The sequence below is a fragment of the Candidatus Pelagibacter sp. uisw_138 genome (assembly GCF_059512485.2).
Genome location: NZ_CM183453.2, coordinates 274,708 through 290,500, shown reverse-complemented (window position 1 = coordinate 290,500; position 15,793 = coordinate 274,708). Strand labels below are relative to the sequence as shown.

Here is a 15,793-nt window from a genome sequence, read left to right as displayed (position 1 = left end):
AAATTTTAACAGGGTAAATAGTGTCAAAAAATATAAGTAACTTATCAGGCAGAATTGGTTTAAAGAAAAATCTATTCGAAAAAATATCTGAAAGATCCCTAAACTCTAAAGACGCAAGTGGAATTAAAGAAATAGCTAATGAATATAATATGGGTGTATCCACTATTCATGGTGCTGAGAGTTTTTATGAATTTTTAAGACCAGCTCACAGAGCCAAAAAAGCCTTTGTTTGTAACGGAAGTGCTTGCATGTGTTCTGGAACACAAGAACCCTTAAAGAAAAAGTTAAAAGAAAAATTAGGTGATGACAAAGTTGGTGAAATGTTTTGTCTTGGTCACTGTTATGAAAATAAAGCCTTTCATTATAATGGTGAAAACTATGCTGGCAATGATATCAATAAAATTGATGAGATAATCAAAGGAGAAAAAATTATACAGGAAAAATTTTTCTCAAAAAGTTTTGCTTCAACAAGTTTTTTAATGGATGATAAACTTTCAAATTTAGATCAATTTAAAGATACTTTAAGTAAGTTTATTAATACTGATAAGCAAAAAATTATAAAATCATTACTAGATTCAAATTTAACAGGTAGAGGTGGTGCCGGTTTTCCAGCAGGAATGAAATGGGATTTTTGTAGAAAAGCTCCCTCTGAAAAAAAATATGTTATATGCAATGCGGATGAAGGTGACTCGGGTGCCTTCTCTGATAGATATTTATTAGAAGATCAGCCATTAAAAGTTTTATTTGGAATGATTATTTGTGGATATGTTATTGGAAGTGATGAAGGTGTTTTATATATAAGAGGTGAATATCCAAAATCTATTGAAGCAATAAATGGTGCTATCAATTCTTTAAAAAAAGCAGGGTTGCTTGGTGAAAATATTTTAGGAACTAAATTTTCTTTTGATTTAAATATTTGTATTGGGCAAGGTGCTTATATTTGTGGAGAAGAAACAGCATTGATTGCATCAATTGAAGGTAGAAGAGCTGAAGTAGATGTTAGACCTCCCTTCCCTGTTACTGAAGGTCTTTACAAGAAACCAACTGTTGTAAATAACGTTGAAACATTAGCCGCTGCTACAGGAATATTGATTAATGGAGCTGATAAGTTTTCTGCAATTGGAAATAAAAAATCTGCTGGAACCAAATTAGTCTGCTTTGATAGTTTTTTCAACAATCCAGGTGTTTATGAAGTTGAAATGGGAACGCCAATGAAAAAAGTTTTAAATGATATTGGTGGTGGTTTTAAAGAACCTATTAAAGCATTACAAATTGGGGGTCCATTAGGAGGTGTAATTCCTATTACCGAGGTTGAAAAATTAAATTTAGATTTTCAAGAATTTACTGCTGCTGGTTTTATGTTGGGACACGCAAGTATAGTAAGTATTCCAAAAGATTTTCCTATGGTTGAATATATTCATCATTTATTTGAGTTTTCTGCTGAAGAATCGTGTGGAAAATGCTTTCCCGGTAGACTTGGTTCTTACAGAGGCAAAGAAATGTTTGATCAAGCAAAGAATAAAACTGCTAAAATTCCATTAAAATTACTGAATGAGCTACTTGTGACTATGCAAAAAGGCTGTTTATGTGCTTTGTGTGGAGCAATTCCTACTCCTATCATGAATATATTAAAATATTTTGGTGATGAAATGAAGGATGATATGGTGAAAGATAATTAATGAGCTCAGAAAAAAGAAAAATTGCATACATAGATGGTAAGCCATATGAAATTGGTCCAAACCATACCTCTGTTTTAAATTTCGTAAAAAGTTATTTAGGTGAAAAAAAAGTTCCTACACTTTGTGACGATCCAAACTTAGCCCCTTATGGTGCTTGTAGAGTTTGTTCTGTAGAAGTGGCGCTAGTAAAAGATGGTCCAACTAAAGTTGTAGCATCATGCCATACACCAGTTGCTGAAAACCAATATATTTTTACTAACAACGAAAGTTTAACGGAGTTAAGAAAAAATATTGTCGAACTAGTTTTAACAGACCACCCAATGGAATGTGATACTTGTGAAGTAAATAATAATTGTGAACTTCAAGATGTTGCAAATGATTTGGGTATATCAGATCATAGATATAACAGTCCAAAACAACATAAGGGTATTAAGAAAGATACTTCTCATGATTATATGAGAATGAATTTGGATAACTGTATTAACTGTGGAAGATGTGTTCGTGCTTGTGACGAAATTCAAGGATCTTTTGTTTTAACAATGAGTGGTAGAGGATTTGAATCTAAAATCACAACAGATAATGATGCATTATTTGGAGACTCGTCTTGTGTATCTTGTGGTGCTTGTGCACACACATGTCCAACAGATGCTATCTCTGATGTTTTTCAATCAAAATCTGTTGCTGTAGATGAAAAAGTTAGAACTACTTGTTCTTATTGTGGAGTGGGATGTAATTTGGAAGCATCAATCAAAGATAATAAAGTTGTTGCAATTTCTACCCCTAAAGAATCTGAGGTTAATGCAGGTCACACTTGTATTAAAGGAAGATATGCTTTTGGATTTTATGATCACCCTGACAGATTAAAAACTCCTTTAATTAAAAGAAATGGTAAATTTGAAGAAGCATCATGGGACGAAGCATATGACTTTATTAAAAAAGAATTAAATAGAATTACAAAAGAAAGTGGACCAGACGCAGTTGCAGGTATTTCTTCTGCAAGATGTACTAATGAAGAAAATTATGTTTTCCAAAAAATGATTAGAGCAGTAATAGGAACTAACAATATTGATTGCTGTGCAAGAATTTGTCACTCACCAACTGCTTGGGGAATGCAACAAACTTTTGGAACTGGTGCCGCAACGAATTCTACAGAAGATATTTATTATGCTGATTTATTTATGGTTATTGGAGCAAATCCAACAAATGCTCACCCAGTTACTGGAGCAAAAATAAAACAACAAGTAATGAAGGGTAAAAAATTAATAGTACTAGATCCCATTACTACGGAGCTAGCTAAACTAGCTGATTATCACATTAAACTTAGACCAGGAACTAATGTGGCTGTTTTGAACATGATTTTGCATTTTATAATGAAAGCAAATCTTTATGATAAAGACTTTGTTAGAGATAGAACCGAAGGTTTTGCAAATTTCATTAAAGAAATTGAGAGACAAGATATGGATCAACTAGCCAAAGTTGCAGGTGTTGATAAACAATTAGTTAAAGAAGCTGCAATTGCTTATGCAACAGCTAAAAACTCTATGGAATTCCATGGTTTAGGTGTTACAGAACAAGAACAAGGCTCTAAAACAGTAATGTTAATTGCTGACCTTGCAATGATTACAGGAAATATTGGTAGAAGAGGTGTTGGTGTTAACCCATTAAGAGGACAAAATAACGTTCAAGGAGCTGCTGATATGGGCTGTCAACCTCACCAAGGAGCTGGATACTTTGAGGTTGCGGACAAAAAAAATCAAGATTTTTATACTGAAAAGTATGGAGTAATTCACCCAACAAAAGCAGGATTAAAAATTCCTGAGATGTTTGATGGGGCAATTAATAAAGATGTTAAAGCTGTCTGGATTATTGGAGAAGATATTGTTCAAACAGATCCAAATAGTGCACATGTTGTTGATGCAATGAACTCATTAGAGTTATTAGTAGTTCAAGAAATTTTTATGAGTGAAACAGCAAAACTTGCAACGGTAGTATTGCCTGGAACAACTTTCTTAGAAAAAAATGGAACTTTTACTAATACAGAAAGAAGAATTCAAAGAGTCAATCGAGCTGTACCTCCTTTGCCTGGTACTAAAACTGATGGAACAATTGTGACAGACATGATGCAAAAATTAGGCTTTGATCAACCTGAATATGACGCTGATCAAGTTCTAGCAGAAATAGCTGATGTTGTTCCTTTCTTTAAAGGGGTAACAAGAGAGAGACTTGGTAAAATGGGATTACAATGGCCAGTTCAAGAAGATGGAACAGATACACAAATTTTGCATAAAGAAACTTTTAAACTTGGAAAAGGACGTCTTAAAAATTTTGACTGGAAAGAATCTACAGAAATAGAAAAAAATAAAAAAGAATACCCATTAATTTTAACAACTAGTAGAGTTCTACAACACTACAATGCTGCTACGATGACAAGACGTACAAGTAATATCAATATAGTTTCTGAAGATTTATTATTAGTTCACCCGAATGATGCCAACAAAAGAGAGTTAAATACAGGTGACATAGGAAGACTTTATTCTGGACGAGGGGAAGTTGCCCTAAAAGTAGAGGTTACAGATAAAGTTAAAGAAGGCATAGTATTCACAACATTCCATTTTCCGGAACATATGGTCAATATGGTAACGGGTCATGGTAAAGATGAAGAAACAATGTGTGCTGAATACAAAGTTTCAGCAGTAGAAGTTCAAAAAATCTCAAATCAATTTAAAACTGAAATTAAACCAAAAGAAAATCAAGCAGAAGTTAACTAATCGATAAAATGACAATTGGTTGGCATTTCGACAATAGTTATTCAAGATTACCAAAAACATTCAAAGAAGATATCAACCCTGTTGCTGTAAACTCACCAGAAATATTAATATTAAATAAAGATCTAGCAAATAAATTAAATCTAGATTTTTCAAATATTAATGATGACGATTTATCAAAAATTTTTTCAGGAAATATGTTACCTGAAGGATCTAACTCTATAGCGCAAGCCTATGCTGGTCATCAATTTGGTCATTTTACAATGCTTGGTGATGGAAGAGCTGTTTTAATCGGTGAACACTTGACCAAAAGTAATGAGCGATTTGATATACAATTTAAAGGTTCAGGTAGAACTCCATTCTCACGAGGTGGTGATGGTAGGGCTGTTTTAGGCCCAATGTTGAGAGAATATATAATAAGTGAAGCAATGCATTTTTTAAAAATACCTACCACTAGAAGTTTAGCAGTGGTTAAAACTGGTGAAGATGTGATTAGAGAGCAAATTTCGAAAGGTGCAATTCTTACAAGGGTAGCCTTAGGGCATATAAGAGTTGGAACATTTCAATACATTGCTGCAAAACAAAATATTAGTGATTTAGAAATCTTAATTAATTACACAATTGAAAAATACTACCCCAATATAAAATCATCAAAGAATAAAGCATTAGACTTACTGAATGTTTTAATCGAAAAACAAACCCAACTTGTAATTGACTGGATGCGTGTCGGTTTTATTCATGGAGTTATGAATACTGATAATATGTCTATATCCGCTGAAACAATAGATTATGGTCCGTGTGCGTTTATGGATGCTTATGATCCTAAAACAGTTTTTAGTTCAATAGATCAATTAGGTAGATACGCCTATGATAATCAACCAAAAATTACCAAATGGAATTTAACAAGGTTTGCTGAATGTCTCATTCCTCTTATTAGTAAAAATGAAGATGAAGCGATTAAATTAGCCACAGAAGCTTTAGATAAATTCGAACAAAATTATGAAACAAAATGGTTAAATATGATGAGAGATAAACTTGGATTATATGGTGAAGATAAAGAAGATAAAAATTTAATTATGGAATTATTAAATTGGATGCAGAAAAATAAAGTAGACTATACAAATACCTTTATTTTTTTGATGAATAAGACAATTAAAAATTCTGAAGTTTATGATAATGCAAACTTTGATTTATGGAAAATTAAATGGGTAAAAAGATTAGCAATGTTTGCTAATACCCATGATAAATCTATGGAGTTAATGAATTCTTCTAACCCAATGGTAATACCTCGTAACCATAAAGTTGAAGAAGCTTTAACATTAGCAAGTAATGGTGATTTAACATTGTTTAATAGGTTAATAAAAATATTAAAAAATCCTTATTTAGTTAATAGCGATGATTTAGAATTTATGTCACCTGCTCCACACAGCGATAAGAAATATCAAACTTTTTGTGGAACATAATACGTTATAATACGTAAGGTTCTGGTCTAGCTTCTTTACTAAATATTCTTTCAACATTAAAAGCGCTTACATCTATAGTTTGATAAGAACCTGTTGTTATAAGTTCTGTCAAAGCTCTGCCAATGCCAGGTGCTTGTTGTAATCCTCTTCCTGTGAAACCCGAAGCCATATATACATTTTCGTATTTAGGATGCTTACCAACAATAGCATTACTGTCTAGTTGGTTATGATCATAAAATCCTGCCCAAGCACCAGTTAATTTAAGCTCTTCAAACATTGGAATTCTTTTTGCTAAAGCTGGCCATACCAACTCTTCAAAGTCATCCCAAGCAGGTTCAAGATTTGTTGCATCAAAAGTAGATTTTGGAGAACCAGCTAAATATTCTTTGCCCTCTGGCCTCCAATAAACACCAGTTGTTAAATCAGCAGATAAAGGCATTTCAGATATATATGTTGGGCACTTAACTCTGAAAACAGTGTGTTTTTGTGGAATAACAGGAATATCGTTTAATATTTTTTTAGTCCAACAACCTGCAGCAGAAATAATTATCTTAGCATTAATTTCTGATATTTCTTTTACTTCTCCCTTAATAAATTCAGCCCCAAGTTCTGTGGCCTTGCTTTTTAAAGCACCGTGAAACATAAAAGGATCAATCCAACCCTCACTTTTATCATCTGTATAAGTGGCAGTTTCTATACCTTCATCGTTAATGTAAGAAAAAACCTTGGATAATTCTGAACCTTTTATATTTTTTGTTCCAGCTCCACACTCTTTATGGTTTTCTAACGCTCTATACTGTTCCTCTGCATGCTCAGGTCCAAACATTAATAAGTAACCATTTGGTACCATACTAGCTGTAGGGTTAGGATTTTTTTTAGTTTTGAGTAATTCTGGTATTTGAAAAATAAAATCTCTTGCAAATTTACCTAACAAAATATTTTCTTTTTGAAAAAATTGTCTTCTAAAGCCACCCAAGGATAAAGGGAATGAGGCTTCTTTGTACGATGGATCTTTTTCTATAACTTTAACTTTTCGACCTTCTTTAGATAAAAAATAAGCTGTTGCAACTCCAATGATACCACCACCAATTATTACAACATCATCCATAATTAATTTAAAATAAATAAACTTAAGTTAAGAATTAATGCGTAAAAACACCAAAGTAAATAAGGAATCATTAAATAATAACTTACTAAAGTTATTTTCTTAAATCTTTGCATTAATAAAACTATTAAAGCTATTAAAATAATTAAAACTAGTAATGCTAATAAAATTTTATGAAAAACAAAAAATACTATACTCCAAGTTGTATTAAAAATTAAATGAACGATATAAATATAAATCGTATCTATGTCTCTTTTTTTACTATGCCAAAAAGACCATATGGCAATAGTCATCATTAAATATAGTGTTGTCCAAACAGGTGCAAAGATCCAGCTTGGTGGATTGTATGATGGCTTTATCAATAATGAATACCAAGGCTCTTTAAATCCAATAGTTGCAATACCTCCAATAACAGATGCCGAGTAAGTTATTATTGCAAATAATAAAAAAGATAAAAATTTGTTTTTTAACATAATCATATTATACATTACTTAATGAATGATAAAAAAGTAATTTGGATCACCGGCGCTAGTAGTGGAATTGGTAGGTCTTTAGCTCTAAAATTTGCTAAAGAAGGATGGACAGTTGCTGCCTCAGCTAGACGAGAAAACTTATTACAAGAGTTGCATACTGAGAATGAAAATATCCATTCATTTCCTTTAGATGTTACAAATACAGAGCAATGTAAAGCTATCTTCAATGATATTGTAAAAAAATTTGAAAATATTGAAATTTGTGTGTTTGGTACCGGGATACATGATCCAAAATCTGAAAAAAAATTTAACTTAGATAAAATAAGAAAAATTATGGAAGTAAATTACTTTGGTACAATGAATTCTATCAACGCAATTTATGAATATTATAATAATAAAAAAGGTGGTCAAATATCTATAATTTCTTCAGTTGCTGGTTATAGAGGGTTACCTGCAGCTGGAGGTTATTGTGCATCAAAGTCTGCACTTACAAGTTTTGCAGAAAGTTTATATTTTGAAATGAAAAGAGTAAACGTGCGTGTTTCCCTGATAAGCCCTGGGTTCATTAAAACACCAATGACTGACCAGAATGATTTTCCTATGCCCATGATAAAGTCACCAGAATTTGCTGCAGAACAAATCTATATTGGTTTAATCAAAAATAAGGGATTTGAAATCCATTTTCCAAAAGCTTTTACCTTTATAATGAAAACTCTAAGAATACTTCCAAGTAGCTGGTATTTTAAGATAGTTGAAAAAGGTATGAAAAAAATTGACTACTAATTTTTCTTAAAGAATACCGTCAACTCACCCACTTTAAATCCAAATTTTGTTAATGTGGCTCTATTGATAGCAACCTCTTCGTCTTGTTTAAAAATCCAATCATCAAATGAAACTTTAATATTCTTTCCTTTAAAAGGGACCATTAAATCATATTCAAATTTAAAGGCAGATCCATATTGAAACCCTTTAGCAGTTCCTACAACATCAGGTGCAGATCCTTCATAGTAATTTTGATCAATTTTTTTGATTTTCCATATTCGGTTTTGTTTTTCACCGTCTGTCCAATAGAAATCTTCTTTAAGAGTTAAGATATCACCCTCAAAACTACCAAACATATCAGCTTTAAATTGTCTAGTAACTTTGCCACTTCGATCTTGTAATAGACCCCATGCTTTAACAGGACCATCAAAGTATTTCTCTATAGTCATTGACGGTTCTGTATTTTTAAAATCTGTTGGTTTCATAGAGTTATTGTTTATACAACTTGCCGTAAAGAATAAAGCAATTATTAATACCGTTAATTTAAATTTCTTAAAGTTTATCATGTCTCTCCTATTGTTATTTATTTTGTAATGAAAATTGAATTAGATCTATATTTTTTGATTTAAAGCCAGCCTCACAATAAGACAGGTAAAATTCCCACATTCTTTTAAATGTTAAATCAAAACCTTGCTCTTTAATCAAATCCCACTTTTTATTAAATATCTCTCTCCAAATAATCAAAGTATCAGAGTAATGATTGGCATATGAATTGTATTCATCAAACTTTAAACCATTAGTATCAACATAATTTTGTAATTCATTTCTAGAAGGTAAAAAACCTCCAGGAAAAATATATTTTTGGATAAAGTCCTGTTTATTTTTATATCTATCAAACAAGCTATCATCGATAGTTATAGCTTGAATACCCACTGTGCCTGATGAAGTTAGATTATTCTTGATTGTGTTAAAATAGCTATCTAAATAGTTTTGTCCTACTGCCTCTATCATTTCTATAGATGCTATATGATCATATTTACTCTTTAAATCTCTATAATCTTTTATTTCAATATTTACTTTTTCATTAAGTCCACATTTATGGATTCTTTCTTTTGCAAATTCAAATTGCTTTTTTGAAATGGTGATACAATCTAATTTAACATCATAATTAGTGCCCAGGTATTCTGCAAATCCACCCCAACCACAACCAATTTCTAGAATTTTACTTCCATTTGTTGGTTTTAAAAGATCAATCAATTTTTGGTATTTATTATTCTGAGCATTGAAAAGATCTTGCTTAGGGCTCTCAAATATAGCGCTGGAATAAGTTAAGGTTTTATCAAGCCATAAAGAAAAGAAATCATTTCCCAAATCATAGTGTTTTGCAATGTTTTCTTTGCTTCGGTTTTTGGTATTTTTTATAATTTTATTTTTTAAAAAATTAATGAATGGTAAATCAAAAATACCTGAAAATTTATAAATAACATTTATATTTTTTGCAGTTAACTCAATTAAATCAGATAGGTTATTTGTTATAAAAAAATCTTTCATATAAGATTCACCTAATCCAACACTGCCACTTTTAATCAGATTATAATTAAGGCTTTCATCTTTAATTTCTAAGAAAACTTTTAAATTATCATCTGGATTACCAAATTTTAAAACTTCTCCATTAACCTTTTTAATTTCAAGAAAACCATGCTTAATATTTTTTAATGCACTAAATACGATTGAATCTGAAATTTTATAAATTAACATTAATTCTTAATATATTTTTTAATTTTTACTTAAATGGAAACTTAATTCTTTTTATTTAAAAGTTAAATGACGCAAAATTGCAGACAAAGTAAGAGGTTTAAGATAATTTATTAGTAAAGTTTAGTCATCAACTTCAGCTAATAAGGATGCATTACCACCCATAGCTGCTGTGTTATTTGATATACTTTGTTCATAACATAGTCTTTTCAGGTATTCAGGGCCCCCTGCCTTAGGTCCTGTTCCAGATTTTTCAAAGCCCCCAAATGGCTGTACACCAACAACGGCTCCAATCATATTTCGATTAATATAAATGTTTCCAACTTCTGCTTTGGAAATGATTTTATCAATAGTTTTATCTAATCTACTGTGGATACCTAATGTTAAACCAAAACCTAAATCATTAATGTCATCAATTAATTCATTTAATTCTGAAGCTTTATATTTAAAAATATGTACTACAGGACCAAAAACTTCATTTTTTAAATCACTTAATTTTTTTATTTCTATTAAAGTTGGTGGAATGAAATATCCTAAATCATTTTGAAAATTTGTTTGATAAACATTATCAAAATTATCAATATGTTTTTTTATACTGTTGTAAGCCTCCTCATCAATTACTGGTCCAATATCTGTTGAAAGTTTTTCTGGGTTTCCGATATTTTGAGTATTCATTGCACCAATTAATGTATCTTTAATTTTTTTGTACACATTTTCTTCTACGCATAAAATTCTACAAGCTGAACATCTTTGTCCGGCACTATCAAATCCTGAATTCACAACATCTTTAACAACATGTTCTGGTAAAGCTGAGCTATCAACAATCATACAATTTAAACCACCTGTTTCTGCAATAAAATTAGTAATACTCTCTTGTTTTTGTAAGTTTGATTGGATAATTTTTGCTGTATTTAGAGAGCCAGTAAATAAAACATTTCTAAGTTTTTTATCATTAATAACTTTGTTGGAAATTAATGCACCGTCACCCAAGATCAAGGCAATTGAATTGTTAGGTAGTCCTGCTTTTAATAAAAGTTTAATTATAAAATATGCTGCATAAGAGGATTGTTCTGCAGGTTTAGTTAAAACAACATTACCAGTAATTAGTGCAGCTATTGTTTGACCTACAAAAATTGCTATAGGAAAATTCCATGGGCTAATTACTAAAGTTAATCCCTTTCCTATTAATCTATATCTATTAAGTTCACCTGTTGGCCCTTTAAGAATTTGTTCTTTAAATATTAAGTTTGCTTCCTTAGAATAGTACCTGCAAAAATCAACAGCCTCTCTAATTTCAGCTATAGAATTTTTAATACTTTTGCCAGATTCTTGTGCACAAATTTCAATTATTTCCTTAAAATTTTCTTCAATTAAATTAGCAAAATTTAAAATAATTTCTGATTTTTTTTTAATTGGAAAATTTTTCCACGATATAGAGTAATCTTTGAGGTTATTAATTGCTTCATCTACAATTTGATCTGTAGCAAAATATTTTGAACCTAATAAGGTAAAATCACTTGGTGAGATAATATCTAATTTTTTATCAGATTTTATGTCTTCACCATTTATAATCGAAAATGCATTTATATTATTTAGTTTTTTTATAACTTTATAATTATTAATCACAGATTCTTCACTTATATCCAGACCTTTTGAATTATCTCTATTGCCCAAAATATTCATTGGTAAAGGAATTTTGTCAGTTTTTAACTTATCTAGCTTCAAAAATGGTGATTGAATCAATTTATCAATATCAAAATTTTTGGATTTTAGTTGATGAATAAAAGACGTATTTGCACCATTTTCTAATAATCTTCTAACTAAATATGGCAACAAATCCTTATAGCCTCCTACTGGAGCATATACTCTACATTTAAAATCAGGTTTATTTTCTAAAAATGAATATATCTCATCACCCATCCCATGCAATTTTTGGAATTCAAAATTAGTGTTTTTAAATAGAGTATGAATATAAGAAATACTATGTGCATTATGAGTGGCAAATTGTGAAAAGATATTTTTATTTACTAATAGTTTATGTGCACAAGCTAGATAAGATATGTCTGTAGCAAATTTCTTAGTAAAAACAGGGTAGTTTTCAAAACCTTCTTCTTGAGCGATTTTGATTTCTGTATCCCAATAAGCACCTTTGACTAATCTAATATTAATTTTTTTATCAACACTTTGTAAATAATCATTGAGCCAATCTAATAAGAAAAATGTTCTTTTTTGATATGCTTGAATAGCAAATCCAAAACCGTGATAAACATTGTCAATTAATTTGCTTTCAATAATATCTTTAAACATGAAAAGTGATAAATTTAATCTATCAGCTTCCTCAGCATCAATACAAATATCTACTTTATTTTCTCTACCTAATTCCACAAGTTTAAAAATTTTTGGTAATAGTTCTTTTTTTAGTAAATCAAATTTGTTTCTTTCGTATCTTGGATGTAATGAAGATAGCTTAATTGAAATACTTTTTTTATGTGGATTTAAACTTTTTCCTGTTTGTAAAATAGCTTCTTCATATTGACTGTAATATCTTTCTGAATCTTCATAAGTTACTGCTGCTTCACCAAGCATATCAAATGAAAAAGTGTATTTATTATTTTTTTTATTATCACTTTGTTTAATTGCTTTTTTTATATCTCGCTCAAATACAAATTGTTTAGCTAAAATATTTATTGCTTGTTTAATGGCATTTCTTAATAATGGTCCAGATAGATTTTTAACCATCTTGACTAAAATATTTTTATTTTCTTGAGGTTTTTCTTCTACTATTTTTCCTGTTAACAAAAACGCTATAGAAGAAATGTTTACGAAAACATCATTTTCATTCTTTATGTGTTTATTCCAATCTCCAATAGGAATTTTATCTTCAATTAAATCATTTATAGTTGCGGCATCTGGTATTCTAAGTAATGCTTCTGCTAAACACATTAAAACAACACCTTCGTTACTAGTCAATGAAAACTCATGTATTAATTTAGCAAATGAGCTTATTTCTTTATAATTTATTGCGCTGTCTATGATTTCACGTGAAAGGTTATCAATTTTACTGTGATTAATTTCTGAAAAGTTTCCAATGGTTTTTATTAAATGGTTATTAACCAATGAAGCTTGGTCAGTATATTTGTGTTTGAATATATTATTCATAATAAATAACTTTGTTGATAAATTACTAGAAAATTAGACTAAAATGACTAAAAATAATTACTGTATTAATGTAAATAAAAGAATTAATTACTAATTGCTATATTTTCAATAGCAAATATTATGGTATATTAACGATTATAGGTAAATTTTACTATGTTAGATAAAATAGATAAACAGTTAATCTCACTACTAGCGAAGAATGCACAAACTACACTTAGTGAGCTAGCAAAAGCTGTTAACTTATCGATTTCACCATGCCAAAGTAGAATCAAAAAACTAGAACAACAAGAATATATTCTTGGCTATCATGCTCATATAAATTTTAAAAAGTTAGAAAAAGCACACATAGCCTTTGTTCAAATTTCTTTATCGGATACACGAGCTAAAGCACTAGATCAATTTAATTCTGAGGTAAAAAAATTAGAAGCTGTTGAACAATGCCATATGATTGCAGGAAACTTTGACTATTTATTAAAAGTTAGAACTAACAATATAAACACTTATCGTTTGCTGTTATCTGAAAAAATATCCTCATTACCAAATGTTGCATCTACTTCTACATTTGTTTCCATGGAGAGTGTAAAAGAATAGTCCATGAGATAACCTTAATTTAATAATTAATATTAATTTTCTATAGAAATATTGTTTTTAACTATAATTTTTTTTTTATAAATTTAATTCCTTTCGTCCATAGTTTAAATGCCTCAAAATGTATTGCGATAATAATTTTAAATGTCATCAATGGATGTTTTAAATAAGATTTCATAAGATTGTAATTATTTAATTCACTTTTAATACCATCTTGTGAGGCGTATAATATTTTGCCAACTGGATCATTTAGGTCAATTATTACAGATATTTTATTACCAGGTTTCAACAGTCTAAAAAAATAAATACAATTCATTTCAATAAATGGAGATACATGAAATTTTTTCTTACACACATGTTGAATAAGATTTTGGTCTTTTTCAGTTTTAAAAACATAAACATGTTGCTCGCCAAATGTGTTCTTAACTTCATATAATATTGATATTAAATCAGAATTTTTGTCAAATACATAAAAAACACTTAAAGGGTTAAATACATACCCAAATATTCTTGGGTAGCATAAAAGTTTTATTTGAATATTGTTAGTGTCAATATTATTTTTTTTAAGATTTTCTAAAACCCAGTCCTTAAGAGAGCTTCCATCTCTTGCTCCATGGTCTTTATCAAAAAAACTAATAATATTAAATTTATTATATGAAAATATCTTTAGGGTTTTGTGTAATAGGCTTATTTCTGATAAATCTATAAGTAACGAAAATACACTATAATTGAAGCTATGAATTTTGGGCTTAAATCTTTTATGAATTACGTTTCCTGTATAAATATAAGAATTTTTAATCATTCAGCGTTTTTAACATATCAATAGACGACTTTATTCCATCCTCATGAAAACCATAACCAAAATAACTGCCACAAAATAAAATATTTTTTTTATTTTGAATTTTGTGTAGATTACTTTGATTAGTTAATGCTTCTGTATCGTAATAAGGGTGAGTAAATGCTACTTTTTTAAATATTTTATCATTTGGAATTTCTTTAAATGGATTTATTGTTAAAAAAATATCTCTATCTATCTTCAAATTTTGTAACTGGTTTATCCAATATGTTACAGCTGTCTTTTCATTATTAGCTGAATCCATTGAAGAATTCCAAGCACACCATGCTTTTTTATTTTTAGGCATAATACTTTCATCAAAATGTATTACTGCAGTGTTAGCTCTATATTTAAACTTTTTTAATATTGACTCCTCATCTAGAGTTGGATTGTCAATTATCTTTAATGCTTCATCTGCATGGGTTGCTATTACAACTTTATCATAATCAAAGAACTCATTTTCCTCTCCATAAAAAATTTTAACACCTAAATCATTTCTGGTAATTTTATTTATATTGTAATTCTTAAAATGTTCACCACTAACTTGGCCTATTATTTTATCAACATAAGTTTTGCTCCGATTTGCAACCGTAAACCATTGAGGTCTATCTTTGATTTTAAACAGCCCGTGATTCTTAAAAAAACTTAAAAAAAAAGATAATGGCATTTGTTTTGCTTCATATGGTGGCATCGACCATATTGCAGATACCATTGGTATAATATGATAATTAATAAAATAACCTGAAATTTTTATTTCTTTTAAATATTCTCCTAATGTTATTGAACTAATTTTTTTAATTTCTATTTTTTCACAGTTTTTATAAAAGCTTAAAATTTCAAAAAACATTTTTAAGAATTTTGGATTAAATAAATTTTTTTTATTGGAAAAAATTCCACCTAATCCTTTTCCACAATATTCTAAGTCACTATTTTCTACAGTAACAGAAAATGACATATCGCTTTTTTCAATCTCTATTTTATTTTCTGAAAAAAAATTAATTAAATTTGGATATGTTTGCTTATTAAAAACCATAAATCCAATATCTATTAGAATTTCTTTATTAGGTTTGTAAGCGACCTTTATTGTATTTGCATGACCACCGAAATGATTTTCTTTTTCAAATAAATCTACTTTATGTTTTTTGGATAGGTAATAAGCAGCACTCAGTCCTGATATACCCGCACCTACTACAGCAATTTTCATCTTGG

12 protein-coding genes are annotated in these 15,793 nt (G+C 29.5%); 5 read left to right on the top strand and 7 right to left on the bottom strand.

The features are described 5' to 3' along the window. The first annotated feature begins 20 nt into the window (after positions 1 to 20). From AC5YGC_RS01470 to AC5YGC_RS01460, 3 genes are read left to right on the top strand one after another with little or no spacing between them, the layout of a single operon-like run. Complete coding sequence (locus AC5YGC_RS01470) at positions 21 to 1,679, top strand: NADH-ubiquinone oxidoreductase-F iron-sulfur binding region domain-containing protein (protein WP_496139898.1); 1,659 nt, start codon at positions 21 to 23, stop codon at positions 1,677 to 1,679. Next, a complete protein-coding gene (gene fdhF, locus AC5YGC_RS01465) occupies positions 1,679 to 4,447 on the top strand; it encodes a formate dehydrogenase subunit alpha (RefSeq protein WP_496139896.1) in 2,769 nt (922 codons plus the stop codon). The genes AC5YGC_RS01470 and fdhF overlap by 1 nt, the downstream gene beginning before the upstream one ends. Positions 4,448 to 4,455: 8 nt before the next feature. Further along, positions 4,456 to 5,907 carry a protein adenylyltransferase SelO family protein gene (locus AC5YGC_RS01460; RefSeq protein ID WP_496139895.1) on the top strand — a complete coding sequence of 484 codons (1,452 nt, stop codon included), beginning with the start codon at positions 4,456 to 4,458 and terminating at the stop codon, positions 5,905 to 5,907. A gap of 4 nt (positions 5,908 to 5,911) precedes the next feature. On the opposite strand, the gene AC5YGC_RS01455 is transcribed toward AC5YGC_RS01460, so the two are convergent. Together AC5YGC_RS01455 and AC5YGC_RS01450 are read right to left on the bottom strand one after the other, a co-directional pair. Continuing rightward, positions 5,912 to 7,015, bottom strand: a complete 1,104-nt coding sequence (locus AC5YGC_RS01455; RefSeq protein WP_415278585.1) for an NAD(P)/FAD-dependent oxidoreductase — start codon at positions 7,013 to 7,015, stop codon at positions 5,912 to 5,914. A 2-nt stretch (positions 7,016 to 7,017) separates the two neighbouring features. Continuing rightward, a complete protein-coding gene (locus AC5YGC_RS01450) occupies positions 7,018 to 7,485 on the bottom strand; it encodes a TspO/MBR family protein (protein WP_415278584.1) in 468 nt (155 codons plus the stop codon). A gap of 21 nt (positions 7,486 to 7,506) precedes the next feature. On the opposite strand from AC5YGC_RS01450, the gene AC5YGC_RS01445 reads away from it, so the two are divergent. Then, entirely contained in the window at positions 7,507 to 8,268 is a 762-nt protein-coding gene (locus AC5YGC_RS01445; RefSeq protein ID WP_496139894.1) for an SDR family NAD(P)-dependent oxidoreductase, read from the top strand. Here the strand turns inward: AC5YGC_RS01445 and AC5YGC_RS01440 are convergent. From AC5YGC_RS01440 to putA, 3 genes are all read right to left on the bottom strand, one after another. Continuing rightward, positions 8,265 to 8,813, bottom strand: a complete 549-nt coding sequence (locus tag AC5YGC_RS01440; protein ID WP_496139893.1) for a DUF3833 family protein — start codon at positions 8,811 to 8,813, stop codon at positions 8,265 to 8,267. The genes AC5YGC_RS01445 and AC5YGC_RS01440 overlap by 4 nt on opposite strands. A gap of 13 nt (positions 8,814 to 8,826) precedes the next feature. After that, on the bottom strand, positions 8,827 to 10,005 hold the full coding sequence (locus AC5YGC_RS01435) for a class I SAM-dependent methyltransferase (RefSeq protein ID WP_496139892.1): 1,179 nt from the start codon (positions 10,003 to 10,005) through the stop codon (positions 8,827 to 8,829). Between the two features lie 120 nt (positions 10,006 to 10,125). Beyond that, the gene (gene putA, locus AC5YGC_RS01430; RefSeq protein WP_496139891.1) at positions 10,126 to 13,161 is read right to left on the bottom strand and encodes a bifunctional proline dehydrogenase/L-glutamate gamma-semialdehyde dehydrogenase PutA; all 3,036 of its coding nucleotides are present in this window, start codon (positions 13,159 to 13,161) and stop codon (positions 10,126 to 10,128) included. A gap of 153 nt (positions 13,162 to 13,314) precedes the next feature. Between putA and AC5YGC_RS01425 the strand changes: the two genes are divergently transcribed. Next, positions 13,315 to 13,752 (top strand): Lrp/AsnC ligand binding domain-containing protein, encoded by a 438-nt coding sequence (locus tag AC5YGC_RS01425; RefSeq protein ID WP_496139890.1) that lies wholly within the window; start codon positions 13,315 to 13,317, stop codon positions 13,750 to 13,752. Between the two features lie 61 nt (positions 13,753 to 13,813). Here the strand turns inward: AC5YGC_RS01425 and AC5YGC_RS01420 are convergent, their stop codons facing one another. Next, positions 13,814 to 14,551 carry a DUF1365 domain-containing protein gene (locus AC5YGC_RS01420; RefSeq protein ID WP_502314032.1) on the bottom strand — a complete coding sequence of 246 codons (738 nt, stop codon included), beginning with the start codon at positions 14,549 to 14,551 and terminating at the stop codon, positions 13,814 to 13,816. Next, entirely contained in the window at positions 14,544 to 15,788 is a 1,245-nt protein-coding gene (locus AC5YGC_RS01415) for an FAD-dependent oxidoreductase (protein WP_496139888.1), read from the bottom strand. The genes AC5YGC_RS01420 and AC5YGC_RS01415 overlap by 8 nt, the downstream gene beginning before the upstream one ends. Between the last annotated feature and the right edge of the window lie 5 nt (positions 15,789 to 15,793).